Origin of the sequence: Blautia sp. MSK.18.38 (assembly GCF_024460535.1) — a bacterium.
In the GTDB taxonomy this organism is placed as follows: Bacteria; Bacillota; Clostridia; order Lachnospirales; family Lachnospiraceae; genus Blautia_A; species Blautia_A fusiformis.
On sequence record NZ_JANFYP010000016.1, the window covers coordinates 35105 to 59338 of the forward strand.

22 protein-coding genes are annotated in these 24234 nt (G+C 48.3%); all 22 read right to left on the minus strand.

Features of this window, described 5'->3' with window-relative positions; genetic code table 11:
- Positions 1-73 precede the first annotated feature (73 nt).
- The gene (locus NE638_RS11055) at positions 74-1390 is read right to left on the minus strand and encodes a nitrogenase component 1 (protein ID WP_173746188.1); all 1317 of its coding nucleotides are present in this window, start codon (positions 1388-1390) and stop codon (positions 74-76) included.
- Positions 1387-2730, minus strand: coding sequence for a nitrogenase component 1 (locus tag NE638_RS11060; RefSeq protein ID WP_173746189.1), 1344 nt, complete (start codon positions 2728-2730; stop codon positions 1387-1389). Before NE638_RS11060 ends, NE638_RS11055 begins: the two co-directional genes overlap by 4 nt.
- On the minus strand, positions 2724-3491 hold the full coding sequence (locus tag NE638_RS11065) for a nitrogenase iron protein NifH (protein ID WP_173746190.1): 768 nt from the start codon (positions 3489-3491) through the stop codon (positions 2724-2726). The genes NE638_RS11060 and NE638_RS11065 overlap by 7 nt, the downstream gene beginning before the upstream one ends.
- Positions 3488-3757 carry a TM1266 family iron-only hydrogenase system putative regulator gene (locus NE638_RS11070; protein WP_015525986.1) on the minus strand — a complete coding sequence of 90 codons (270 nt, stop codon included), beginning with the start codon at positions 3755-3757 and terminating at the stop codon, positions 3488-3490. The genes NE638_RS11065 and NE638_RS11070 overlap by 4 nt, the downstream gene beginning before the upstream one ends.
- 27 nt (positions 3758-3784) lie before the next feature.
- Positions 3785-4792: a hydrogenase expression/formation protein HypE gene (gene hypE, locus NE638_RS11075; protein WP_173746191.1), complete on the minus strand. Its 1008-nt coding sequence runs from the start codon at positions 4790-4792 to the stop codon at positions 3785-3787.
- A 130-nt stretch (positions 4793-4922) separates the two neighbouring features.
- The gene (hypD, locus tag NE638_RS11080; protein ID WP_173746192.1) at positions 4923-5966 is read right to left on the minus strand and encodes a hydrogenase formation protein HypD; all 1044 of its coding nucleotides are present in this window, start codon (positions 5964-5966) and stop codon (positions 4923-4925) included.
- Positions 5966-6175 (minus strand): HypC/HybG/HupF family hydrogenase formation chaperone, encoded by a 210-nt coding sequence (locus NE638_RS11085; RefSeq protein ID WP_022426401.1) that lies wholly within the window; start codon positions 6173-6175, stop codon positions 5966-5968. The genes hypD and NE638_RS11085 overlap by 1 nt, the downstream gene beginning before the upstream one ends.
- A gap of 90 nt (positions 6176-6265) precedes the next feature.
- The gene (gene hypF, locus NE638_RS11090) at positions 6266-8638 is read right to left on the minus strand and encodes a carbamoyltransferase HypF (protein ID WP_173746193.1); all 2373 of its coding nucleotides are present in this window, start codon (positions 8636-8638) and stop codon (positions 6266-6268) included.
- Positions 8639-8716: 78 nt separating this feature from the next.
- The gene (locus tag NE638_RS11095; RefSeq protein ID WP_173746194.1) at positions 8717-9754 is read right to left on the minus strand and encodes a nitrogenase component 1; all 1038 of its coding nucleotides are present in this window, start codon (positions 9752-9754) and stop codon (positions 8717-8719) included.
- Complete coding sequence (locus tag NE638_RS11100; RefSeq protein ID WP_138277098.1) at positions 9751-11055, minus strand: nitrogenase component 1; 1305 nt, start codon at positions 11053-11055, stop codon at positions 9751-9753. Before NE638_RS11100 ends, NE638_RS11095 begins: the two co-directional genes overlap by 4 nt.
- Positions 11052-11825 carry a nucleotide-binding protein gene (locus NE638_RS11105; protein ID WP_173746195.1) on the minus strand — a complete coding sequence of 258 codons (774 nt, stop codon included), beginning with the start codon at positions 11823-11825 and terminating at the stop codon, positions 11052-11054. Before NE638_RS11105 ends, NE638_RS11100 begins: the two co-directional genes overlap by 4 nt.
- A gap of 470 nt (positions 11826-12295) precedes the next feature.
- Positions 12296-12652: a heavy-metal-associated domain-containing protein gene (locus NE638_RS11110; protein WP_173746196.1), complete on the minus strand. Its 357-nt coding sequence runs from the start codon at positions 12650-12652 to the stop codon at positions 12296-12298.
- An 18-nt stretch (positions 12653-12670) separates the two neighbouring features.
- Positions 12671-13018 carry a FeoB-associated Cys-rich membrane protein gene (locus NE638_RS11115; protein WP_244094837.1) on the minus strand — a complete coding sequence of 116 codons (348 nt, stop codon included), beginning with the start codon at positions 13016-13018 and terminating at the stop codon, positions 12671-12673.
- 72 nt (positions 13019-13090) lie between these two features.
- Positions 13091-15274, minus strand: a complete 2184-nt coding sequence (gene feoB / locus NE638_RS11120; RefSeq protein WP_173746197.1) for a ferrous iron transport protein B — start codon at positions 15272-15274, stop codon at positions 13091-13093.
- 58 nt (positions 15275-15332) lie between these two features.
- Positions 15333-15551: a FeoA family protein gene (locus NE638_RS11125; protein ID WP_015525998.1), complete on the minus strand. Its 219-nt coding sequence runs from the start codon at positions 15549-15551 to the stop codon at positions 15333-15335.
- Positions 15552-15654: 103 nt separating this feature from the next.
- A complete protein-coding gene (locus NE638_RS11130) occupies positions 15655-15867 on the minus strand; it encodes a FeoA family protein (RefSeq protein WP_015525999.1) in 213 nt (70 codons plus the stop codon).
- Positions 15868-16168: 301 nt separating this feature from the next.
- Complete coding sequence (locus tag NE638_RS11135) at positions 16169-17173, minus strand: cytidylate kinase-like family protein (RefSeq protein ID WP_021651586.1); 1005 nt, start codon at positions 17171-17173, stop codon at positions 16169-16171.
- Between the two features lie 15 nt (positions 17174-17188).
- A complete protein-coding gene (locus NE638_RS11140; RefSeq protein ID WP_114002193.1) occupies positions 17189-18628 on the minus strand; it encodes a sodium:proton antiporter in 1440 nt (479 codons plus the stop codon).
- Between the two features lie 300 nt (positions 18629-18928).
- Positions 18929-20119, minus strand: coding sequence for an aspartate aminotransferase family protein (locus NE638_RS11145; protein ID WP_015526003.1), 1191 nt, complete (start codon positions 20117-20119; stop codon positions 18929-18931).
- Positions 20106-21002 carry an acetylglutamate kinase gene (gene argB, locus NE638_RS11150; RefSeq protein WP_022426393.1) on the minus strand — a complete coding sequence of 299 codons (897 nt, stop codon included), beginning with the start codon at positions 21000-21002 and terminating at the stop codon, positions 20106-20108. Before argB ends, NE638_RS11145 begins: the two co-directional genes overlap by 14 nt.
- 472 nt (positions 21003-21474) lie before the next feature.
- Positions 21475-22698, minus strand: a complete 1224-nt coding sequence (gene argJ / locus NE638_RS11155; protein WP_021650304.1) for a bifunctional glutamate N-acetyltransferase/amino-acid acetyltransferase ArgJ — start codon at positions 22696-22698, stop codon at positions 21475-21477.
- A 101-nt stretch (positions 22699-22799) separates the two neighbouring features.
- Entirely contained in the window at positions 22800-23840 is a 1041-nt protein-coding gene (gene argC, locus NE638_RS11160; RefSeq protein ID WP_015526006.1) for an N-acetyl-gamma-glutamyl-phosphate reductase, read from the minus strand.
- Between the last annotated feature and the right edge of the window lie 394 nt (positions 23841-24234).

A 24234-nucleotide genomic window follows, 5' to 3' on the forward strand; every position in this document is an offset into this window, starting at 1 on the left:
CCGCCGGAAAAAGGCGCTGCATATTTCTGCAACGCCTTTACGGTTTCTTATAGTTTATGTTGTTTTTCTGAAATTATTCCGGAAAATATTTTCTGAGATATATCCTTCCGGAAAACGCAATATGCGGCATCTCATAAAAAATGGCTGTTTTCGGACAGATCGGACGATAGAGTGGGTCTGCCACAATGATCCTGGCTGTTTTCAGCTTTTCTTCCATGGCTTCCTCGCCACAGATGGCTTCATCTCCCTTGCGCAAAAGTCCCTCTGTGATCTCCAGCGGACAGAGCAGCTGAACCTTTTTTCCGTATTTCTGCTCTATGACTGCTGCCAGGGAGCCCATGGTAACCGGTTCTCCGATGATGGTAATGTCCGGTACGGAAAAAAATACCTCATCTTTGTCAGGCATTTCCCTGCTTTCTCCTGAAGGGTCAGATACTGCTGACAGACTGTTCCTTCCCTGAAAATAGATTACCTGCTCCGGAGTTACTTTCCACAGTTCCTCCTGTTTCCCTAAGATCTGCCCTCCGCTTTCCTCTGCGGAGTCATCCATTTTATTTACCCACTCTCCACAGGATCTATCCGCGATCCGCTCAAGTGCATCTGAAATCTGTCCCTCATAGCCTTCCACAGGAGTCCCCACGAGAAATGGCGTACCGAATTTTTCTTTCAGCACATTGGCCGCCGGGATTCCCACAGAGGATACCACAAGGTTTACCGCTGCTTCACCGGCACGGGACAAAGCTTCCAGCGTATCCCCCATAGCCCAGGTGGAAATTATCTCCCAGCCATAGTTTTTCAGACGTTTTTTCATGGCATCTACTGCAGACTGCGGGCCAAGATCAAGGGGTGTTGCTCCAAGAAGATTTAATTTCCTGCTTCTCTTCTCTGTAGATCTTTCCGCAGATCCCGTCGGTACTTCTGAACACCTTCCTGTTTTCTCTGCTGCTCCTGTGAAATGTCCTGCGATTTCCGCCAGTGCCAGCCCTGCTCCGTATACATAGTCGTGCATTCCGCTGGTCGGAACCGAAAATACCGGAATTTCGGTCCTTGCTGTAAGTGCACGGGCCAGTCCCTGAAAATCTGTTCCGTTCATAAAGGGGATCGGTGAACTTGCAAGTGCAATAAATTTCGGTTTCAGCTCCTTTGCCGCCTCTTCGATATCTTGAAGAAATTTCTCATCATTTCCCATAATGGCATCGATATCCGTAAGACCTGAGATAAAGATCAGACTGTCCTGGTCGTACCACCGGATCTCATCATGGGTATTATAGGTAGAATTACAGCCGGAGGGATCATGCATCACTGTCATTCCTCCAAGCTCATACAACGCGGAGCAGACACCAGACACGTCTGCCGTGTAGATTGGTATGATCCGATATGCCTGTCTCATATGCAGCTTTCGCACCCCCATCCCTTTCGAACGATCAGATCCTCCGGAGCTTTTTCCTCATTAAATGCCTCCAGCATCAGCTGTGCAGTACGTCTGATCCCGTCAAAGCCCCAAAGCCCGCCACCCTGTACCATATTGACAAAATTCCGGCTTCCGGTAAACCAGGCTGCTTTTTGTCCGACGGCAAGGATTTTTCCGGAATGCTGCCGTGGCCGCACTCTCATCTCCGGGCGGACAGTCGAAATCAACATGAGTTCCGGGTAATTCTCCTTCAGCCAGAAAAATACTTCTTTTTCTTCCGGGCTGATACTGTCCAGAAAAACGGACTGTACCTGAAATCCATGCGTAAGGAGAAGCTTTGCAAGTCCCAGAGGTCTTGGATGAAAAAGATAATCCACAGCTACGGGAGTGTCACCGATGATCTGGTGTGCATGGAAAAGAGCTTCCTCGCATTTTCGGATCTCCGTTTCGATATCCAGGCCATTTTTACCGCCACTTTGCTGATCCAGCAGCTCCAGCAAGTACTTTTCCTGCGTCTCTATCTCCTCATAGTCAAAGCTTCCGGGCAGGTATAAAAACGGCCTTCCAAGTCTCTCCGCCTGCTGCTGTACTCCGAATTTTCCTGCCGGATAGCAGTTAAGGATCAGGCTTCCCTCTCCCAGGCTCTGATAATCCTCCCAGGTCTTACAGGCCGGTGCTTCCCGGAGACGGATTCCGTTCTTTTTCAGGATCCGACAGATATCTGCACTCTCATCCAGCACAAAATCACTGCCCAGGACTGTGACACATTCCGGATCAGCTTTCCTCTCCGGTACTGCATCATACATGGCACGGCGCAGCTTCTGATCCGGAGTCGGACCTGTTTTCTGCATGACAGGATCCATAAAGCATCGCATAAAAAAGATCTCCGGAAATCTTTCTTCCAGTTCTCCGTAGATGCGGTCCAGATCACTTCCCAGAAAATGATGAAGACACACGGTAAAAAGCAATACTGCCTTTGGCTTCTCATCCAGCCGGTTCAGAATGTCCGTCACTCCTTCAATGGTCACATCCTCCAGATTTCCACCCAGAAGATCCTTTTCCTCCACGATCACAAAGGAAAAACGGTCTGCCGCATTCATCTCTGCGGCAGTCAGCACAACGCCACGCATGCAGTTATCCGCACAGACGTAGATCTGCCTTGCTTCCGGAACCAGCATTCCCGTATGTACGATATTCCAGTTTCCATGGACTGGTGAATTAAATTCCAGCCCCGGCTGAAAGGGAACCGGAAAAGAGGCTTCCTTTATAAATATTTCTGTTTTTCCCGAAAGCTCTCTGTTACCAACTCTTTTTAACATGAGTCTTCCTCCCTGCATGCATTCAGGATCTGCTCGGCCAGTGTCCGGTACTCCTCTGCCATCTCACAATCCGGATAAGCTTCCAGAAGAGTTTTTCCTCGATTCTCTGCTTCCAGGACCAATTCACTTCTGGAAAGCGTTCCCACTACCCGCGTATGAAAATCCTCTGCCAGCTCCCGGACTTTTTCTTCCTCTCCCGGCACGTTCCGCCGGTTCAGGATCACGCCGCCAAGAGATGCATATCCTCTGTTTCTGAAATTATCCACTGCCATGGCAATATTTGCCCCTGCATGGATGGCCATGTTTTCTCCGGAGGTGATGATAAATACCTTATCTGCATACCCCTTTCGCATGGGCATGGAAAATCCACCGCAGACAACATCTCCCAGTACGTCATAAAAAACAATGTCCGGTTTATAGGTCTCATAGGCTCCGTTTTCCTTAAGCTTCTCGAGAGCAGTAATGATACCTCTTCCCGCACATCCGAGCCCCGGTGCAGGACCGCCGGCTTCCACACAGACTACACCCCCATATCCGATCTGCACCATATCCGTAAGCTTCAGCTCCTGGCGTTTTTCGTTATACAGATCCAGCACTGTGGGAACCTTTTTTCCATGCCTGAGAAGGATCGTGGAATCTGCCTTGGGATCACAGCCGATCTGCATCACTTTCATTCCTTTTTCCGCAAGGGCTACTGCCACATTGGAAACCGTAGTAGATTTTCCGATGCCGCCCTTTCCGTATACCGCAACTTTTATCATTTTCTGTCCTCCGCTTTTGTGATCACATTGGAATATGCCGTTTTGGCGGAAACTCCACTGAGGCGTCCGATCTTTCCGGATAAGGAGCTGATCACATCCTGTGGTGCGTCAATGGCAATACTGATGATATTGATGCCTTTTTCCCGGTAAGGGATCCCCATTCTCCCGATAATATATTTTCCCGCTTCATGAAGAAAACGGTTGATATCATCGATCACGTCATTGTTTTCCACAATGATCGAGATCAATGCCACTCTTGTCTCCATAAGATCTGACTCTCCTTTCCGATATTATCAGCAGATCCTCGGCAGAAGCTCTCCTCCCGGCTGCGGAAGAAGTGCCTGCGTTCCGATCTCCGTAGTCATGACAACCTTTCCTGGCTGGTCTTCCGTAACTTCACCGATAATGGCTGCGTCCCTGGAATAAGGACATTTACGCAGTGCTTCCACGATCCTTCCTGCCTCTTCCTTTGGCGCCATGATCACCATTCGTCCCTCACATGCCAGATAAAGCGGCTCCAGGCCAAGCATGCCGCAGACACCCTTTACCTCCGGAGCTACCGGAACAGCTGCTGCATCCAGGCGGATCCCTACGTTACTCTGTCCGGCGATCTCGTAAAGAACCGTTCCGACACCACCTCTTGTGGCATCACGGATCACATGAATGTTATGGGTGGCATCCAGTACCTCTTTTACAGCTCCCCACAGCGGTGCGCAGTCACTTGTCACATCTGCGTCAATGCCGAAATCCTCTCTTGCCAGAAGGATGGTGCATCCATGTCTTCCCACATCACCGGTTACAATAATGGCATCTCCCGGTTTTGCCAGCTCACCGCCTACCTGAACGCCCTCCTGGATCTCACCCATTCCGGTTGTTGTGATAAACACACCGTCAACCTGACCTTTTCCTGCCACCTTAGTATCTCCAGAAACAATACGCACTCCGGTTTCTTTTGCTGTTTTTTCCATGGCTGCGGCGATCTCCTCCAGCTTCTCCATGGGAAAACCCTCCTCAATGACAAAAGCGCAGGTAAGATACATCGGTTTTGCTCCCATACAGGCAAGGTCATTAACGGTTCCGCAGATAGAAAGCTTGCCGATATTTCCCCCCGGAAAAAATGCCGGAGAAACAATAAATCCATCGGTGGATACTGCCATTTTTCCTGCAGGCGGAACCAGCACGGCCGCATCATCGGCTGTGAGATCCGGGTTTGCAAAATGCGCTTTGAATACTTCATCGATCAGTTCTGAGGTCTGACGGCCTCCGGCACCGTGTGCCATGGTCACTGTTTTATTTTCCATAATATTATCTTCTTTCTATGCTGGGTCAAAGGAATTTCATATCGGTTTCATCCTGTCAGATCTTCCGGATACGATCCTTCGTTTGTACTATATGTAATGTATCATGTTTCGCAATCCATTAAAGCGGACATCAGTTTCCGTACATAAAATATGCGGAACATGCTCCTTCATTGGATACCATACAGGCACCTACCGGATGTTGCGGGGTACAGACCTTTCCGAATACCTTACAATCTGATGGCCTGCATTTTCCCTGAAGCACATCCCCACAGCGACAGGCCGGATTTGGCCTGCCCTGGATCGGCGGCACTGCATATTTTTTTCTGGCATCAAAGGCTTCCCACTCCTTCCGGAGCACCAGCCCGGACCTCGGGATCACACCCAGACCGCGCCATTCAGAATCGCAGGGCTCCATCAGTTCATCGATCAGCTTCTGTGCCTCCGGGCTTCCCTCACTTTTTACCACACGGGGATAGCAATTCACAAAGAACGGTTTTCCTTCCTGAAAACGTACCAGTGCAACAGCCAGTGCCGTAAGCAGCTCCTTCGCTGTAAAGCCTGCCACCACACCACTGATGCCTTCCTCTACCAGATGCTCGCAGAGCACAGTTCCTGTGATCGCATTGACATGTCCGGGATAAAGGAACACATCCGCACTGCCCTTTAATGCCTGATAAGCCTGGGGCATGGTCTTGTTTGCCACAAGGAGCGAATAATTGGAAAGTCCGTCCTCTCCGGCCTTTTTCACGGAAAGACAGCCGGCAGGCGTGGTGGTCTCAAAGCCAACGGAAAGAAATACCACCTGCTCTTTTGGATGCTCTTTCGCATATTTTTCTGCATCTGCCGGTGAATAGACGATCCGTATCCTGGCGCCTTCTGCCCTGGCATCTGCAAGGCTTTTCTTTGTTCCCGGTACGCGGACAAGATCACCGAATGTGCATATCGTCACCTGTTTTTCCAGAGCAAGATAAACGGCCTCGTCAATAAACCCTACCGGTGTTACACAGACCGGACATCCCGGTCCTGAGATCAGCTCCACCTGCGGCGGCAGAAGCCTGCGGATCCCCAGACGGAAGATCTCGTGGGTATGTGTTCCGCAGACCTCCATGATCCGCACCGGCGGCCCCTGATATCCTTCTATGATCTCTCTTGCTGTTTTTTTCCTCTCTTCCATCACAGCAGTTCCTCCATCAGCTGGTCTGTCTCTTCCTCGTCATCATCGGTGATCTTTGCAATGGCAACACCTGCATGCACCATCACATAATCCCCCGGCTCCAGGTCTCCCAGGAGCTGGGCGGAAACCTCTCTCTTTGCGCCGCCTGCATCCACCACTGCAGTTCCGTCACTGATTTTTACTACTTTTGCTGATAATCCTACACACATATCTGTGCCTCCCATCCTGCATTTCTGCTGTATGCTCCATGCATTATCATAAAACATTTATAATCCGTATCTGCATGATCTCATCTATATTTATCTGTGCCGCTGCACATAAGCCATCCCATACACCGCCTGTCCCAGTGCGATCCCTCCGTCATTCGGCGGGATCAGGCTGTGCTTCAGAACTTTAAACCCCATTTCCGTAAGGCCGTCATCTACCAGCTCCAGAAGCAGCCGGTTCTGAAAGACACCGCCACTTAATGCCACTTTCCGGATTCCGGTCTGCCGCTCTGCTTCCTCACAGGCTGCAAGGATCTCATCTGCCAGTGCCCGGTGAAATCCATAAGCCAGCTTCCCGGGATCCTCTCCTGCAAGCCTTGCCCGGACCAGATATGCAACGATCTCACCTGTATTTAAAATAAATTTTCGTTCATCTTCAGACGCTTCTGAGATGCCTGTACTTTCCGGAATGTCTTCCTTTTCTGACATCCGTATCTTCAGATTTTCTTCCGGATTTTTCTTCTGCATCTCCCGCTGCTTTCTCCAGGCCTCCGCCGCAAATTCCAGTGCTGTGGACGCTTCTCCCTCAAAGGTGGACGCTCTCCGGATCCCCAGGATCGCACTGACTCCGTCAAAAAGTCTTCCTGCACTGGTGGAAGTCACGGCATTGATCTTCCGCTGTGCCATAGTCACCAGTACCTTTGCTTCCTGATCTGTGCAAAGTCCCAGTTTACGGACAGTATCCAGGGTTTTTTCCAGATTTCCCATATTCTGCCAGATCAGGGAAACGGCGATCCGCCAGCCTTCTTTTGCGGAAATATCTCCGCCAACCTGGACAAAGGGTTCTATACTTCCAAGCCTTGTAAATCCCTGACAGTCTGCAACCAGGAGCTCTCCGCCCCAGATGGTTCCATCGGTTCCATAGCCTGTTCCGTCAAAGGAAACCCCTATCACCTTTTCTTCGCAGTCATTTTCTGCCATGCAGGATAAAATGTGTGCATAATGATGCTGCACCCTCAGAACCGGAAGCCCTAGCTCCTCTGCCACCACTGTGGAATTATATTTAGGGTGAAGATCACAGACCACTACCTCCGGCTGCACCTCCAGAAGTGTTTCCAGCCGCCCGATCGTTTCCTTCAGGGCTTTTACCGTTCGAAGATCCTCCAGATCTCCCACATAAGGGGAAGGATAAAAACGGTTATCCACACCAATACAGAAGGTGTTCTTAAGTTCTCCACCTGCTGCGATCACCTGGCCCTTCCAGGGTGTGGAGACCATAAACGGCAGCGGCGCATACCCGCGGGAACGGCGGATCATATAGGGTTCACCCTTATAGAAATCCATCACCGAATCGTCGGCCCGGATACGTATCTTCCTGTTGTGGGAAAGAATGCAGTCACAGAGATGGGAAAGCTCCTCTGCCGCCTCCTCATCATCTCTGCAGATCGGCGCCCCGGAAGTATTTCCGCTGGTCATTACCAGAAGCCCGGGCATCCGGATCCCATCATCGTAATGAAAAAGAAGCAGCTGAACCGGTGCATAGGGAAGCATGACACCCACCTTGGGATTCCCGGGGGCAATGCTCTCACAAAGCCCCGTTTCTCCCGGCAGCTTATCCAGCAGCAGGATCGGCTTCTGATGACCGGTAAGGATCTTCTCCTGTTCCTCGCTGACCTTACAGATCTTCTTCACAGCTTCCATATCCTGTGCCATCACTGCAAAAGGCTTCACCGGACGCCGTTTCCGCTGCCGCAGCCGCTGTACAGCCTCCTCACTGGTAGCATCACAGCAAAGGTGAAAACCACCGATCCCTTTGATGGCCACGATCCCGCCGGAAGCAATGATCTTCCTTGTATAAGTGATCGCCTCCCGTCCCCGTTCCTCTCTTCCCGCTAGGTATACCTCAGGGCCGCAGTCATTACAGCACACCGGCTGGGCATCATAGCGTCTGGTATCCGGGTTATGGTACTCATCCGCACAGGAGGGACACATAGGAAATTCCTTCATACTGGTCCGTTCACGGTCATAAGGAAGGGAATCCAGGATCGTCAGTCTGGGACCGCAGCAGGTACAGTTGATAAAGGGATGCAGATACCGCCTGTTTTCCGGATCAAACATCTCCGCCTTACATTCATCGCAGATCGCGATATCCGGGGAGACAAAGATTTCGCCCTTTGTCTTCTCACTTTCGATGATATCAAACTGTGTAAATTTCTCCGGCTCCTCCACCGGTTCTTCAAGAAGCTTCAGGATAGCTGCACGCTTCGGTGGCTTATTCCCGATATCTGCGATAAAGGCATCCACATCCTGCTGCTTACCCTGAGCAAAAATCTCCACATAGGGTCCTTTATTGGACACACTGCCACGGATTCCTCTTGCCATAGCATGACGACTCACCGTAGGGCGAAATCCCACTCCCTGTACGATCCCATAAACACGGATCATTTTCGTAATTTCCCGCTCCATATGTTTCTCCATTCCCTGCAGCTGTTTCCACTGATCCGGCTGCAGCATGCATGTAACTTTATATCCTGCCCTTATGGACTACCTGCATTTTCCGGATACCGCAAAATGCACTGTATCCACAAACACTCCTGAAAAAGCCTTTGTCATCCGCTTCATACATGGATCTGCAAAGATCACGTCATATCCGCCCTTCTCTGCCAGTTCCATGTAATCTTCCTCATCCCTTAATGACACATCGCCCTCCTCCAGGAGATCTTTTTCCATGGAAAACCAGCTTGCCACGGTGAGCTCTCCGTCCGCACCACGTTTCCGTAGCTCCTCTCTTATGGAACCGGCCATCACCTGCTGCTGCACAATGAGAATCTTTTTTCCTGTATAATCCATATCAGGAACCAGCTCTTCCGCCAGAGGATATCCCACCTCATAAGGTGTTCCGAAGGTTTTCTCCAGATATCTGGCACATTCCAGTGCCGCAGGAGAAACCACGATATTTTTTTCCGCAGAGGAGGCTTTTTTTACCTCATCAAGCCCGTCTCCCATTCCGTAGCAGACTGCTCTCTGTCCTCTGGCACGGAATTTTTCACGGATCTTGTCTGCTGCTTTCAGGTCACTGACATCCTGAGGCGTCATTCCGAGAACTCCTGTCTTACCAGCCTCCACAGGCTGCTTTTCCCGGGCAAAGGCTTTAAAAAGCTCCAGATAAGCCTTCCGCTCTCCCGCATCATAAAGCTCCATTCCGTTGGTATTTACTGCAAGCACCGGAAGATCTGTTTTCTTCTCGCACATCCGCCGCAGTGCCTGATGATCCGTTCCGATCACAGCAGGTACCGGTGTTCCGATAATGGCTGCAAAGCCTGCCTCCACCTTTTCTGCTGCATCCACAAGCTTGGCAACCAGGCGGTCATCCCGTCCCAGGATGGCATCCATATCCCGAAGTCCTGCGCTGAATACCGCGCTTTTCTGTTCAAACCATCTTGGTTCATCAAAGCCGCAGACATTTCCCGCACATCCTCCTGCATCACAGATCACGATGATACCGCCAAGCTCATACAGCACTGACACAGCTCCGGACTGATCCGGTGCAAAGGGTGTCAGATATTTCCGAAGTCCTCTCATACCTTTTCTCCCTTCTGCAAAACTTTCTCTGTCAGTGTTTCAAACAACCTGCGTACCCCCGCATAGCCATAGGGCTGCCGGTCCTGATTCCACACGGCATTTGGCTGATCCCGGTGATAATATCCTGCATCCTTTCCTATGGTAAGGTTCACTCCGCTCCCAGACGGATCGTAATACAGCATAGTGGGTTCCATATTGGAAAAAACCTTTGTATCCGGACTCAATTCCGCAAGATGCCGTATGTATACAAAATTCTCGGCTGTGATCGTTCCGTAGATCTCCGGCACCCGGAAACCATACCGCACCAGGGCAAGGGCCAGCTCAAAGGGATCTCCGTTCATGCACTCCCCTACTGCAAAGGACGCATCCGGACAGACCTCCCGGAATCGCTCCACAGCCTCTTCTGCTGCTTTTTTATACACTTCCTGATCAAAAGAGACTCCAAGGACCTGTCCCAAGGCACGATACTGATTTTCGATCTTATCTGTCTGGTAGAGCCTCCGAAGCTCAATAAAAGGAATCTTCAGCCGGTCATGAAAATCCTCCGCTGCAAACCTTGCTTCCGGATGAAGCACCAGATTAAAATTGGCCTGTGACATGGTCTGATATTCTTCATAATCCTTACATCTTGAGATCTCATGGATGGTCTTTACGCCTGCCTGCTGCAGCAGCTCATACATCTCGCAGTCATCAACCAGCGGCGAAAAAAATCCCAGAAGATTGACCACATTTCCCTTTTTCTTCTGTGGCTCAAGGAGGGAGTATAAGGACTGGCGCACATGGACCATAGGCGGCTTTCTGCCCTCACGTGTCAGTGCGTACATGTAACAGGGGCGCACCGGAATATCAACCTTTTCCTCTGCCTTCCGGCAGACACGTTCCATATCCGTTCCCAGAAGTGCATCCACACAGGTGATACAGATCATCACCACAGACGGCTTCTTCTCACAGCAGTCGCAGATCTCTTTTACCGCTTTCGGGATCTTTTTCAGGTGACGGCCTGTAACAATATCCGTCTCGTCCATCATCAGATAAAAAAATCGATCATTGTACTCCGGCATGGAGCTGATAAGAGAAGTATTTCTTCCGCAGCATCCCGGTGCCACGATCAGCATAATGGAATCCGGCACTGCAAGCCCGGCCCGCTTTACGCCAAAGCCCTCCGCTCCCGGAGAGTTAAATGCCAGAGTTGCCGGAGAGCTATAGATCAGATGCTTCCCGGAGATCATCTGCGGAGGGATCGCTTCCAGCCCGCCCCGGGCCAGTTCTTCTGCAGTTGCAAAATATGCTTCCTTTTTCATATATCCTCCTTCTCCGCTTCTTCACTTTCCAATAGCTTCCTGGCCAGTGCAAAAAATTTCTCACTGATCTCAGAATTTTCATCTCCCTCGATCACCGTTTTGCCCTGATCCTCCCATCGGATGATCTCGTCACTTCTCGGGATCTCACCCACGACCGGGATATTACTTTTTTCTGCAAAAGCATTTACTTTTTCTGTTTCATTCTCCACATTCCTGTGATTCAGCACGATCCCGAAGATTCTCGCATAGCTTCGATCCTCAAAATTCCGCACAGCACTGGAAATATTATTGGCTGCATAGAGTGCCATTTTCTCTCCGGATGTGACAATGAGTACTTTTTCCGCATAGCCCTCCCGGATCGGTGCCGCAAAACCGCCGCATACTACATCTCCAAGAACATCGTAAAGCACTACATCCGGCTTCCAGGTCTCAAAAAGCTTCAGATCCTCCAGAAGCTGAAAGGTTGCGATGATACCTCTGCCTGCACAGCCAAGTCCCGGCGTGGGGCCGCCTGTCTCAATGCAGAGGACTCCACCAAAACCCTCCTTTGAAACATCCTCCAGCTTTTCCGGCTCCTCATCCTCTTCCCGCATATAATTCATTACCGGCCGCAGAGGTTCTCCCCCAAGAAGATTGATGGTGGAATCCGCCTTGGGATCACAACCGATCTGGATCACTCTCTTCCCCATGGCTGCAAAAGCCGCCGCCAGGTTGGACGTCACTGTAGACTTTCCGATACCGCCCTTTCCGTATACTGCTACCTTCAGCATAAAATCCTCCCTAATTCATTCTGTCCGCTCCCGCAGGTATTTTTCATAAAAAAAGCTCTTTCACGCACAAGGTGAAAGAGTCCCATATTCCGCTCACAAAACAAAGTCAAGCGGATATTCGCGATCCGCATTTGCTGCTTGTTCATAACCGAATAACTGCTTCGCAGCTGATTCGGTTAAGCTGTGCCGGATGAACAACGATTCCTGCTCGGATATTCCTTGCCGTCAAAGTCTGTTTCCTGCTGTATTTTGTTTTAATGCCTCATCCGGATAGAAAGAAAATATTTCGTTCCGTCTGAATTTTTCTATTTTTATTATACAATGGTGTACATTAGTGAGTCAATTGCAACTCTGACTTTTTATACAAAAAAAGGCCCCAAGGCGAAATATTTTTAAGCATTTCGCCGAGAAGTCTCTTCTCTAATCTGCCGGCTCAGAAGCCGCGGCAAAGTTATTCTTATGATAAAGCTTTACTGGATAGAAACTACGTGATATCCTCTGTCTTCCACTACCTTCTTAAGCTCTTCGTTGGAGATCTCTCTGTCGTAGGAAACCACTGCCTCACCTTTTTTCAGGCTTACTTTTGCTGCCGCACCGTCAATGCGGTTGATCGCTCTTGTGACGCTGGCCACACAGTTCTCACAGTGCATGCCTGTGATCTTCATAGTTTTCTCACCCAGCTTGGTTCCATCCAGCTTCTTCTTCGGGATCTCCGGCTTGCTGCCGCCTCCGCAGCAGGTGCCTTCGCCCTTCAGATGTTTATATGCGCCTTTTCCGGCAAACAGCATAATGATGATAACAACGATAACAACAATTGCATTTGCCATGATTTCTTTCCCTCCTGGTTACTTATGCATTCCACTGCAGCCGGAGCATCCGGAGCAATGACCGGAGCAGCTGCCGCCACAGCCTCCTGTACGTGTGTTACCGGCACAGCCGACACAGCTGAGCCCCTGTTTCTTTCTTGAATAGAGATAACTGATCACAAATACGCCATATGCGATCACCAGTGCCAGTACAATAATATCCGCTATCATACTCATATCTGTCACCCTTTCTTTCGCTGTACAGCCTGTGAACTGCTGCCAGCCTCTGATGAATACTTTTGTAAAAAAACTTCCATATTTCTTCAGGCTTATTATAGCACAGAAGACCAGGTATTTACATCCCCGGTCTCCTGCATTTCTTATCATTTCAGCTGTTCTTACAGTATCATTTCAAAGCTATCTTATGTACCGGATCGTTACTGTATGACCGGTTTTCAATTACTCTGCTGCCTGTACAGATCTCTTTGTAACATCGTTCTGGTTCTTGTACGGATCTGGTCTGAACAGAAGGAAGAGCAGGATCGCTGCAAGGATCAGCGCTACGATCGTTCCAATTCCGAAGGAACCGGCACCTGTGACAACAAGACCGATCTGGTATACACAAAGTGTTACAACATAAGCAAAAATGTTCTGGAAGAGAATTGCAAACCAGAACCATTTTCTGGACTGCATCTCATGTGCCATTGTAGAAATAGCTGCAAGGCACGGAGAGTCAAGCAGGTTGAACAGCAGGAAAGAAAATGCTGCTACTGCTGTCGGGAACCATGCTTTGATCGCTGCACCAACGATCATGGTATCCTCTGCATCATCACCAGCTACGTTTGCAAGAACACCCATTGTACTTACGATGGACTCTTTTGCGGAGAATCCGGAGATGGAGGCTGCAACCGGCTGCCATTTGCCAAATCCAAGAGGAGCAAAGATCGGAGCAAGGATACCGCCAAGGATAGCCATGATACTGTCGTTGCTGTCCTCAACAAATCCGATTCCGCTTCCTGTATTTCCGATGCTGGAAAGGATCCACATGATAACGGTTGCAAGGAAAAGAATGGTACCGGCTTTGATGATGAAGCCTTTCAGTCTCTCCCAAACATGAAGCAGAACTGTCTTTACAGACGGAATGTGATACTGTGGAAGCTCCATTACGAACGGAGCAGGTTTACCGGAGAACGGTTTTGTTTTCTTCAGGATGATCGCAGATACAAGAACTGCTACAACACCGATAAAGTACATCAGTGGTGTGATGAAACCAGCAGCTACGTAGTCACCGGTTGCATAAGCAGTCATGATACCGCCCATAAGAGCGATAACCGGAAGCTTGGCACCACATGGGATAAATGTTGCTGTCATGATCGTCAGACGACGGTCATTATCTGCCTCGATCGTTTTGGAAGCCATGATTCCAGGGATTCCACAGCCGGAGGAGATAAGAAGCGGGATAAAGCTCTTTCCGGAAAGTCCGAAATGACGGAATACACGGTCCATGACGAACGCGATACGAACCATGTAACCGCAATCCTCAAGGATGGAAAGGAACAGGAACAGGATCGCCATCTGCGGAACGAATCCAAGCACTGCACCAAGACCACCGATGATACCATCTGATACAAGGCTTACCAGCCAATCAGCAACACCGGCATTGCCGAGTCCATCCGATACAACACTCTGGATGGTTCCCACAAAGCTGTCGTTTGTCCAGTCTGTTACCATGGTACCAACTGTTGTTACCGATACATAATAAACGATGAACATGGTAAGGATAAAGATCGGAAGACCGAGAACACGGTTTGTTACGATACGGTCGATCTTATCGGAAACTGTCATCTTATTTCCGCTTCTCTTAACGTTTGCGGAAACAACCTTCTGGATGTACTGATATCTTCCGTCCGTTACGATACTCTCTGTATCATCATCCTCTGTCTTTTCAAGCTCAGAAGCGATCTCCTCGATCCTGGACTGTGCAGAAGCCGGAAGGTTCAGACCTTCTTTTACCTTGCTGTCTCTCTCAAGAAGCTTTACTGCATACCATCTCTTGTTCTCCTCAGAGATATTTGCAGGAACAAGTCCCTCGATCTCGTTTACAGCCTTCTCAACTGCTTTCGGGAATTCCATCTGCTTCGATGGTACTCTGTGCTGGTTTGCACATTTGATTGCCTCATCAACAACCTCTTTAAGACCTGTTCCCTTAAGAGCAGAGGTCTCAACGATCGGGCATCCAAGCGCGGAGCTTAAGCCTTTTACATTGATATGGATGTTGTTCTTCTTCAGAAGATCCACCATGTTAAGAGCGATAACAACCGGGATACCGATTTCAAGAAGCTGGGTTGCAAGATACAGGTTTCTCTCGATGTTTGTTGCATCCACAAGATCGATGATCACATCCGGTTTCTCTTTCAGAAGGTAATCACGGCTGACAACCTCCTCAAGTGTATACGGGGAAAGTGAATAGATACCCGGAAGGTCTGTTACCGTTACATCCTTCTGGTTTTTCAGCTTACCCTCTTTTTTCTCTACAGTAACACCTGGCCAGTTACCAACGTACTGGTTTGCGCCTGTAAGAGCATTGAACATTGTAGTCTTACCACAGTTCGGGTTTCCGGCAAGAGCTATTGTTACAGACATTTTGCATCCTCCTTTTTTCAGGTCAGAGCCTGACGCTCTGTCATTTTTCGAAGCTTATTTACTTTACTTCCACACATGCTGCGTCATGCTTACGCAGGGAAAGCTCATAACCTCTGATGGTGATCTCAACCGGATCTCCAAGAGGAGCTACCTTTCGGATATAAACCTCGCTGCCTTTTGTGATTCCCATATCCATGATACGACGCTTGTAAGCCGGGTCGCCGGTGATCTTGGAAACAACTACTGTAGAACCTACTGCTGCATCACGTAAAGTCATTTCTCTTTTCCTCCCTGTTCATATTCCAATTCCTAATCTATCCTCAACTGCGCCTTCCGCAGTTTGGGGCAAATTCACTACCGGTCACTGCCGCACAGTCCGGTCACACCATAATGTGTCTGGCCATTTCCTTATTGACTGCTACTCTGGAATCCTTGACATTTACGATCAGATTGCCGTCAAACTGAGAAATAACTGTCACTTCCGCATTCTCAACAAAACCAAGGCCTGCAAGAAATCTTCTTGTATCCTCCGCTCCGGAAATACGCTTGATCGTGCCAGTATCACCTGACTGTAAAAATAAAATCGGCTGCATGGAATCCCTCCGTTTCTTTCTATTAATTAACTCAGTCTAATTAGCCAGCCCTAACTCATAGGTTAGTTTATACTAAGTTTTTTCGAATGTCAATCCCCTAAATGAAAAAAGTTAATCAAGATTAAGTTTTTATAAACAACATATAAAAAAAGTTCCTGCATTCTGAGGTATTTCTGTCTGGCAGAAGGTTACCTCAGAATGCAGGAACTCTGTTCTGATTCTTTTTCTGTTTGCAGCCTGTTAAGCTAAAAACCCCTTCCGGAACTTTTTCTTTCTTCCGTGCTGCTCATATTTTTATCTCTTAGTGGATCTGATCATTCAAAAGCTTCAGGATCAGATTCTCCGTTTCATTGATTCCGTAGCTTGCACTGTTGATACAAAGATCGTAGTTATCCGGCTTGCCCCACTGAGCTCCGCCGTAAAAATTGTAATACCGTCTGTGCTGGCTGTCCATCTTCTTCAGGAAACGGACTGCCTGCTTCATATTCATCTTCCGTACATCCATAACATGCTGCACACGGATAGCAAAAGGAGCTGTGATAAACAGACTGATATGCGGAATGTGATTGTTCTTGAGGATCGCATCCGCACACCTTCCCATAATGATGCAGTCCTCTTTTGAGGCCAGATCGCAGATCAGGTCACTCATGTTAAAGAATACCGCATCCTGTTTCGGAAGACCATGGTAACGGTTGAATTCCCGGAACCAGCCCTTGGGATCAAATTTATGCTTCTTCTCATATTTATTGAAATCCGCAAAATATTCCGCATCGTTGACCGCGCCCTTTTCCGCCTCAAGGCGCCTTAATACCTGATCAAAGATCTCCACATCATAATAGTTGATCCGAAGCTTGTCTGCCAGTCCGAAACCGATATCATTACCGGCACTTCCCTGTGTACGGCTGATGCAGATGACCAGATGGTCATTCTCAGAGATTTTTTCCCTGTGCTTGATCATATGATTCAGCGCCACACGTTCCTTATCCATGATATCCGTAGCAACAAAAGTCTCCGGCAGCGTCAGGATCTCCTGAAAAATCTCATCATATTTCTTCATGAGACGGCTTTTTTCTTCTTTATCCTTGATGGTCCTAGCCATGTTGCTGATCAGTGCCATCTCGCTTCGAAGAAGATGTCCGTCCGGTTTGGTATACATCAGAGCACTTAAGTTCCGGATAGTGCCTTCTCTGTCACCGGTGAAGGTACGTCCAAGGGAAGATCCTACGCTTTCATAAACCTCGCCATCCAGTTCATAAAGTCTGGTGGCAAGCTCTCTGCATTTCTCTCGAATGTTATTATCCTGCATATTGATCCTCCTCCCTTATAAAAAGAATACCAGCATATCGATGATGAACACCGGTACCAGGAAACAAATGGACCATGCCATATATCCGAAGAAGGACGGCATGTTGATACCATTTTCGTCAGAAAGTGTCTTGACCATAAAGTTCGGAGCATTGCCGATATATGTATTGGCGCCCATAAATACAGCACCGCAGGAAATCGCAGAAAGCAGCTTTACAGGAACCGTTCCCAGCGTTGTTGCGATTCCGTTTGTAAATCCAAGAGTTCCTGCTGTTGTCAGAAATACCAGATAGGTCGGCGTATTATCCAGGAAGCTGGACAAAGCTCCGGTCGCCCAGAACATCTGGTACGGCTCGGTGATACCAAGATTCGGTCCTACTGCTTTCAGAAGCATCAGGGCCGGCTGCATGGTGATAAAAATACCGATGAAAAGTACTGCAACCTCCTTGATCGCACCCCAGGTAAAATGGTTCCGCACACGGATTCTCTTATCCGTTGTCTTAAAGGACAAAAATGCAGCTGCCAGGATCAGGACGATCTCAATGATCGACGGGAAACTTAAAGTAACCTCACCGAAAATATGAATCCCCTTTACATTTCCGGCTGCATCCTGGAATACAGGCATACCTGGAAGCATTCCGCTTAAGATAACACCCACAACGATCATCACAAGGAAGATGATATTATGAAGACCCTCGATCTTAAACTCGGTACCCGGTTTGCTGATATCCGGTTTACGTCCCTCTGCGATATCCTTCTTGTAAGAGCGCATATCCAGATGATAGAACACAAACAGAAGAATCACCATATTAAGGATCAGTACCGGAAAAAGATGCAGACTCCAGAAGAACGGAACTCCTCGCATGAAGCCCATCAGAAGCGGCGGATCACCGATCGGTGTCAGGCAGCCACCCATGTTGGATACCATAAAGATGAAAAAGATCATAATATGACCTTTTCTTTTTCTCCAGGAATTCATTTTGATCACCGGACGGACCATCAGCATGCTGGCTCCGGTAGTTCCGATGCAGCTGGAAAGCAGGGTTCCCAGTGCAAGAAGTCCTACATTTACTCTTGGTGAGCCCGCAAAATCACCCTCAACTGTAATGTTACCGGATACACAGAACAGTCCGAATAACAGGATGATAAATGTAAGATAGTCATTGATCACGCACTCCAGTACTGTTTCCGCAGTTTTTCCGGCACCGTAAACAACTGCAAACGGAATGATCATAAGAACGATCCAGAATGCAACCACAACGGGCTGATGTGACTCCCACCATTCACCCTTTACCAGCGGCATCACTGCAACACACAGAAGAAGGCCCGCAAAAGGGATACAAAGCCACACCGGCACACCAGATCCTGTCCCACCGTTTCCGGCTGCCCATACACCCACAGGACATGCCAGAAATACTGTCAGAAAAGTACACATGACGGTCAATAATTTTTTCAAAATTTTCACCCCTCACATAAATTTTTTTACCAGTGAAATTATAACATATGGCGTTCTAAAATCAACTGTGTAGATGTGCAATTTATACTCGAACCCTCTCTCTTTTTTGTGCATTTTGTCGGTGTGTCATAGCAGTTTTTGTTTGTTTTCAAACACACGACCAGATTTTCGGATACTGTTTTCTATATCTGTTATATAATTTATATACATTGTCTCTCTGACAAAAAAGCAGCCGTATTCTCCATCGGCACACTACCCTTTCCGGAAAATACTGCTGCTTTTGTATCTGTTATTTTTTTATTATTCCATACACTCGTCAAGGATCTCTGCCATCTTGTCGATATCCTCTTTTGTGATCACAAGAGGAGGAACAAGGCGGAGAACATCACTTCCTGCTGAGATCACCAGAAGGCCCTTTGCAAGAGCTTTTTTCACCACATCTCCTACCGGACGTCCCTTGATCACGATACCCTGCATGAAGCCTTTGCCTCTTCTTGTTTCTGCACAGTCATGCTTTGCAACTAGTTCGTCCAGCTTCTCCTCAAAATACGGAGTAAGTCCCTGCACATGGGAAAGGATCTGATCTTTTTCAAAAATGTCAAATACCTTGCTGACTGCTGCACATACGAAGGGATTTCCACCGTAAGTGGTTCCGTGGTCGCCTGGCTTCAGGGAAGCTGCAGCTGCTTTTTTGTTCAGCACAAAAGCACCTACCGGAACACCACAGCCAAGTGCTTTGGCACAGGTCATGATATCCGGCTGTACTCCATATGCCTGCCATGCAAAATAATGTCCGGTACGTCCCATACCGCACTGGATCTCGTCCAGGATCAGGATGATATCCTTCTCATCACAAAGCTTACGTAAGCCTTCCAGGAACTCTTTTGTAGCCGGATAAATACCTCCTTCTCCCTGTACGGTCTCGGTGATGATGGCACAGGTCTTATCTGTGATCTGAGCTTTTACACTCTCAAGATCATTGAAATCTGCAAATTTCACCCCACCCATCAGAGGCTCAAAGGGTTCTCTGTAATGTGCATTGCCTGTCACGGAAAGAGCGCCGATGCTGCGGCCGTGGAAGGAATGGTTCATGGCAATGATCTCATGGTCTGCATGGCCATCTCTTTCGTAGGCATATTTCTTGGCAGCCTTCAGAGCACCCTCAATGGCCTCTGTACCACTGTTTGTGAAGAAAGCCTTTTCCATATGGCTTGCCTGTACAAGTCTGGCTCCTGCATCAATGATCGGCTCATTGTAGTACAGGTTGGAAATATGCATCAGCTTGTCAATCTGGGATTTCAATGCTTCGTCATAGCCCGGATAATGATATCCCAGAGCATTTACAGCGATACCGGCCGCAAAATCCAGATATTCCTTTCCTTCGGAATCATAGAGGTAACAGCCATCGCCTTTTTCAAAAACTACCGGAAAACGATTATATGTATGAAGAATACTGGCTTCAGATTCTTCCATCTGTTCATTCATGCTCATTGTAATATTTCTCCCCATCATCTTTTAAAATTGCAGTACCAATACCTTTGTTTGTAAAGATCTCAAGCAGTAAGCTGTGCGGGATCCTTCCATCCAGGATATGGACTCTGTTTACACCATGCTCGATAGCGTCGATACAGTTTTTCAGCTTCGGGATCATTCCACCACCCACAGTACCATCTGAGATCAGATTCTCAGCCTCATCTACACGAAGCTCGGAGATCAGAGTGGAGGGATCATCTGCATCCCTGTAAACGCCCTCAATATCGGACAGGAAGGCAAGCTTCTCTGCCTCAACTGCCTCTGCAATGGCGCAGGCTGCATCGTCCGCATTGATATTGTAGGAATCAAAATTTTCGTCAAAGCCGATCGGGAATACGATCGGAAGGAAATCTCTTTCCAGAAGGTCATGAAGGATCTTCGGATTAACTTTTGTAACCTCACCTACGTAGCCGATGTCTTCGCCTTTGGAAAGCTTCTTTTTGCACTGGAGAAGACCGCCGTCCTTACCGCTGACACCTACAGCCTGTACGCCGAGAGATTCTACCAGAGTAACAAGCTCCTTGTTTACTTTTGCAAGAACCATCTCTGCGATCTCCATAGTGTCTTTGTCCGTTACACGGAGACCGTTTACAAAATGCGGCTCCATGCCGACTTTACCGACCCAGCGACTGATTTCCTTGCCGCCGCCGTGAACAATGATCGGTTTGAAACCGACTAATTTCAGAAGGACTGCGTCCTTGATAACGTTACGCTTTAATTCTTCATCAAGCATGGCGCTTCCGCCGTATTTGATGACTACGATCTTGCGGTTGAACCGCTGGATGTATGGCAGGGCTTCTATGAGAACCTCTGCTTTGTCAAGATATTTCTGATTTACCATGTGGGTGTCTCCTTTTTTTGAAAAATGATATGGATTGAAAAAGGTTTTGTTGTTGTATGTTGGAGGGATTTCTTTTTTATTATAATTTTGTCTCAGCTGACAGCTGTGGATTTGCGAGGAGGGGAGGCACTCGGAGTTCCGAAGGCCGTTTCCCCTCCTCGCGCTCCTCCCCTCCGGCCACGGGGAACGGGCTGTTGCCCGCGTTGCGGGCAAAGCGCCTGCTGCGGACAGGCTGTCGCAGACAGCCGCTTCCGACGCGCTTTCGCCGAAGGCGAACAGCTCGTCAGTCTGCCTTCGGCGACTGAAGTTCTACATGCTACAGCCAAGCGTGCCCAACGGAGGGGGTTCTTAGGGGGAGCGTGCGGGCTTCGCAACTTTGAGCTCGCTCCCCCTAAGGGTTTTCTCAGCTTACAAACTGAAACAAAACTACAACTAAAATCCACCATAAAAAACATTCTACAAAGCTCTTACATCAAGAACGATAATCCGCATTGATCTTTATGTAATCATAGGTGAGGTCGCATCCCCACGCAGTTGCGGATGCATCTCCCATCTTCATATCCGCGATGGCTGTCACTGCCTCTTCTGAGAGGATCTTAGTTGCTTCCTCTTCGCTGTAGCCTGTAGAAACTCCATTTTCAATGATCTTGATCTTTCCTGCTTTGCTCTCAAAGTAGAGATCTACCTTTTCCGGATCGAACTGGACGCCGGAGTAGCCGAGGGCGCAGAGGATTCTTCCCCAGTTTGCGTCGTGGCCGTAGATGGCTGCCTTTGTTAAGGAAGAGGTTACTACGGATTTACTTAAGGTTACGGCTTCTGCCTTGGTGGCTGCGCCGATGACCTTGACCTCGAAGAGTGCAGTTGCGCCTTCTCCGTCACCTGCGATCTTTTTGGCAAGGGTTGTGTTTACGTAGTTAAGAGCTTTTTTGAACTCTTCATAATCTGCGTTTTTCTCTGTGATCTTCGGATTGCCGGCCTGGCCGTTTGCAAGGAGGAGGACAGTGTCGTTTGTGGAGGTATCTCCGTCAACAGATACCATGTTGTAGGTGTCCTTGATATCCTCGCTGAGTGCTTCCTGAAGAAGCTCCTTGGAGATATCCACATCACTGGTGATAAATCCAAGCATCGTGCACATGTTGGGGTGGATCATTCCGGAGCCCTTGCACATACCGCCTACCGTTACGGTTTTTCCACCGATCTCGATCTCTACCGCTGCCTCTTTCTTCTCGGTATCTGTTGTCATGATGGCTTTTGCTGCCTCAAGGCCTGCCTCGCGGCTTCCCTCAAGCTTCGGTGCCATAGCTTTTACTCCGTTTGCGATACGGTCGATCGGAAGCTGCATTCCAATGACACCTGTGGATGCTACCAGTACGCTGTCTTCCGGGATCCCAAGGCTTTCGGATGCTGCCTTGGCGGTTTCCCTGCAATAGCCGAATCCTTCCTCACCGGTACATGCGTTGGCGATTCCGCTGTTGCAGATCACAGCTCTTGCACCCGGGTGGTTGTATACAATGTCCTGATCCCATCTTACAGGAGCTGCTTTTACCACATTGGTCGTGAAGGTTCCTGCAGCCACACAGGGAACCTCACTGAATACCATGGCCATATCGGTACGGCCTTTATATTTGATCTCTGCTGCAGTTGACGCTGCCTTAAAACCTTTTGCGGCTGTAACGCCGCCGTCGATGATCTTCATATTATATATCTCCTCTCAATGGTGATGCCGGATCGAATATCGCAGTTCATTCGTTTAAAGTCCTTCGGCATCCCCCATATTTTATTTGTGATCTGCCTGTTTTACGGGCACATCGGAATCTGTTTCAGTCCTTCGTTCTCGTCAAATCCAAACATCAGGTTCATGTTCTGAACAGCCTGTCCTGCTGCACCCTTTACCAGGTTGTCGATAGCGCCCATCATGATGACTCTCTTTGTTCTCGGATCGATCTTGAAGTTCACGTCCACAAAATTGCTGCCTTCTACATTTCTTGTCTGCGGGCATACATCCTTGTTCAGGACACGTACAAAGAACTCGTCTTTATAATATTTGTCATAGGCTGCTTTTACTTCCTCATAGGTAACATCCTTGGTCAGGGAGGCATATGCTGTTACCAGGATTCCACGGTTCATCGGAACAAGATGCGGGGTAAAGTTGATCATCACTTCCTGTCCGCATGCATATCCAAGCTGATCCTCGATCTCCGGTGTATGTCTGTGTGTGGCAACACCGTAAGCTTTGATGCTCTCGTTTACCTCACAGTAGAGATTCGGAACCTTGGCTCCTCTTCCTGCTCCGGAGGTTCCGGACTTGGCATCAATGATAATGGTATTCGGATCAATGAGGCCTTCCTTTAACAGCGGATAAATAGACAGTGTGGAGCATGTCGGATAGCATCCCGGGTTGGCGATCAGCCTTGCATTCTTAATATCCTCACGGTTAATCTCGCAGAGGCCATAAACAGCTTCCTCGATAAACTGCGGAGCCTTATGCTCGATCCCGTACCACTTCTCATATTTTTTCACATCTTTAATACGGAAATCTGCGCTTAAGTCGATCACCTTACATTTGGAAAGGATTTCTTCATTAATAAGGGATGCACAAAGGCCCTGTGGTGTTGCGGTAAAGATCACATCCACCTCATCTGCAAGTGCAGCCATGTTGTCATCCATACATTTGGCATCCACCAGCCTGAAAAAATTCTGATAAATATCTGCATACTGCTGATCTATGTAGCTTCGGGAGCCGAACCATTTGATCTCAACGTCCTTGTGTCCAAGAAGAAGTCTTACGATCTCATTTCCTGCGTATCCTGTCGCACCGATAATTCCTGCTTTAATCATCTTTCACATTCCTCCTCTGCCGTTTTTCTACGGCTTTATACACCCTGCAGAAGCGCTTGCTATTCTTATTTATGCCTCTTTTTTATGTCTTCTGATATCTGAATCTTCTGCACAGGTCAGACGGACATCTTAAACCTGTCTGTACTGCCAGCTCATATGTCCATCTTATCAATGGATAGATTATACATCTTCTCTGCATATTATGCAATAGTCATTTTCTTTGATTTTTCACGGTCTTTTCTGTTTTTCCTGTATTTTCTTATAATACCGCCTACTTTTAGATGTATTTTTATGCAAATTTTTTTTCATATTTTTCAAATTATCTCTTGCATATTTATAAAATCTGGTGTATATTAAGCCATGTCGACAGGACAGCCGAAAATTTTGTTTTGTT

Excerpts from the sequence above, each read along its gene's own strand:
- argC (WP_015526006.1), bottom strand. The coding sequence starts at position 23,840 with ATGATTAAAGCAGGAATTATCGGTGCGACAGGATACGCAGGAAATGAG.
- NE638_RS11115 (WP_244094837.1), bottom strand. The coding sequence starts at position 13,018 with ATGATAAGAAATGCAGGAGACCGGGGATGTAAATACCTGGTCTTCTGT.
- NE638_RS11110 (WP_173746196.1), bottom strand. The coding sequence starts at position 12,652 with ATGGCAAATGCAATTGTTGTTATCGTTGTTATCATCATTATGCTGTTT.
- NE638_RS11105 (WP_173746195.1), bottom strand. The coding sequence starts at position 11,825 with ATGCTGAAGGTAGCAGTATACGGAAAGGGCGGTATCGGAAAGTCTACA.
- NE638_RS11085 (WP_022426401.1), bottom strand. The coding sequence starts at position 6,175 with ATGTGTGTAGGATTATCAGCAAAAGTAGTAAAAATCAGTGACGGAACT.
- NE638_RS11135 (WP_021651586.1), bottom strand. The coding sequence starts at position 17,173 with ATGCAGGATAATAACATTCGAGAGAAATGCAGAGAGCTTGCCACCAGA.
- NE638_RS11055 (WP_173746188.1), bottom strand. The coding sequence starts at position 1,390 with ATGAGACAGGCATATCGGATCATACCAATCTACACGGCAGACGTGTCT.
- feoB (WP_173746197.1), bottom strand. The coding sequence starts at position 15,274 with ATGTCTGTAACAATAGCTCTTGCCGGAAACCCGAACTGTGGTAAGACT.
- NE638_RS11070 (WP_015525986.1), bottom strand. The coding sequence starts at position 3,757 with ATGGAGACAAGAGTGGCATTGATCTCGATCATTGTGGAAAACAATGAC.
- hypD (WP_173746192.1), bottom strand. The coding sequence starts at position 5,966 with ATGGAAGAGAGGAAAAAAACAGCAAGAGAGATCATAGAAGGATATCAG.
- NE638_RS11065 (WP_173746190.1), bottom strand. The coding sequence starts at position 3,491 with ATGATAAAAGTTGCGGTATACGGAAAGGGCGGCATCGGAAAATCTACT.
- argB (WP_022426393.1), bottom strand. The coding sequence starts at position 21,002 with ATGGTAAATCAGAAATATCTTGACAAAGCAGAGGTTCTCATAGAAGCC.
- argJ (WP_021650304.1), bottom strand. The coding sequence starts at position 22,698 with ATGAAGATCATCGACGGCGGCGTTACAGCCGCAAAAGGTTTTAAGGCA.
- NE638_RS11125 (WP_015525998.1), bottom strand. The coding sequence starts at position 15,551 with ATGACTTTACGTGATGCAGCAGTAGGTTCTACAGTAGTTGTTTCCAAG.
- NE638_RS11100 (WP_138277098.1), bottom strand. The coding sequence starts at position 11,055 with ATGAAAAAGGAAGCATATTTTGCAACTGCAGAAGAACTGGCCCGGGGC.
- NE638_RS11145 (WP_015526003.1), bottom strand. The coding sequence starts at position 20,119 with ATGAGCATGAATGAACAGATGGAAGAATCTGAAGCCAGTATTCTTCAT.
- NE638_RS11130 (WP_015525999.1), bottom strand. The coding sequence starts at position 15,867 with ATGCAGCCGATTTTATTTTTACAGTCAGGTGATACTGGCACGATCAAG.
- NE638_RS11095 (WP_173746194.1), bottom strand. The coding sequence starts at position 9,754 with ATGAGAGGACTTCGGAAATATCTGACACCCTTTGCACCGGATCAGTCC.
- hypF (WP_173746193.1), bottom strand. The coding sequence starts at position 8,638 with ATGGAGCGGGAAATTACGAAAATGATCCGTGTTTATGGGATCGTACAG.
- hypE (WP_173746191.1), bottom strand. The coding sequence starts at position 4,792 with ATGGAAAATAAAACAGTGACCATGGCACACGGTGCCGGAGGCCGTCAG.
- NE638_RS11060 (WP_173746189.1), bottom strand. The coding sequence starts at position 2,730 with ATGTTAAAAAGAGTTGGTAACAGAGAGCTTTCGGGAAAAACAGAAATA.